1 protein-coding gene is annotated in these 845 nt (G+C 46.4%); it reads left to right on the top strand.

The genetic code is table 11. The features are described 5' to 3' along the window. On the top strand, positions 1-845 hold an 845-nt coding region (locus JW499_RS21505; RefSeq protein WP_205212501.1), incomplete at both ends, for an IS630 family transposase.

Genomic DNA, 845 nt, shown 5'->3' with positions numbered 1-845 from the left:
AAGGGCAAAACCTTTCAAGAGATAGGAGCCTTGCTCAATGTCCATCCTGATACTGTTGGTCGCTGGTATAAACGCTATCAAGAGGGAGGCAAAAAAGCCTTAATCGTAGGGAAACGAGGGCCAAAAGATAAGCCTCGTAGACTCACCTGTGCTCAGGAACAAAGAGTTATAGAGGCTATCCGCGATAATATGCCAGACCAATTCAAGCTTGGTTTTGCGCTCTGGACGCGGCGCTCAGTCGCACAACTGATTAATCAGTTATGGGGGATAGATATTCCAGTGCGCACCATGGGTGATTACCTTAAACGCTGGGGGTTTACACCTCAAAAGCCTGTCAAAAAGGCGTGGGAACAGAACCCAGTGAAGGTTGAAGCCTGGTTGAAAGATGAGTATCCACAGATCAAAGCACGTGCAAAGCAAGAGAATGCAAAGATCTTCTGGGGTGATGAGACCGGTATAAAAAACACGACACAGCACGGAAGATGTTATGCCCCCAAAGGCAAAACGCCAGTGCAACCTATTCCAGCCAAGCGTGTATCGTTAAATATGATCTCCGCTATCGCAAACCAAGGGGAAGTCCGTTTTATGCTGTATGAGTCGACGATGACTGCAAAAGTGCTGATTAAATTCTTACGGGCATTAATCGAATCGACACCCGGCAAAGTATTCCTGATTCTTGATAATCTACGAGTACACCATGCCAAGAAGGTCAAACGATGGTTGGCGAGCCGAATAGTTAAGCGCTATTTGGAAGTATTTTTCTTGCCAGCCTATTCTCCAGAACTCAATCCTGACGAGTATCTGAATTGTGATCTGAAGAGCATGTTGCACAGTGGTGCAGCGAT

The organism is Amphritea pacifica, from assembly GCF_016924145.1.
Classification (GTDB): Bacteria; Pseudomonadota; Gammaproteobacteria; order Pseudomonadales; family Balneatricaceae; genus Amphritea; species Amphritea pacifica.
Note: the sequence above shows the minus strand (reverse complement) of the source record. Positions and strands in the feature narration are given on the sequence as shown.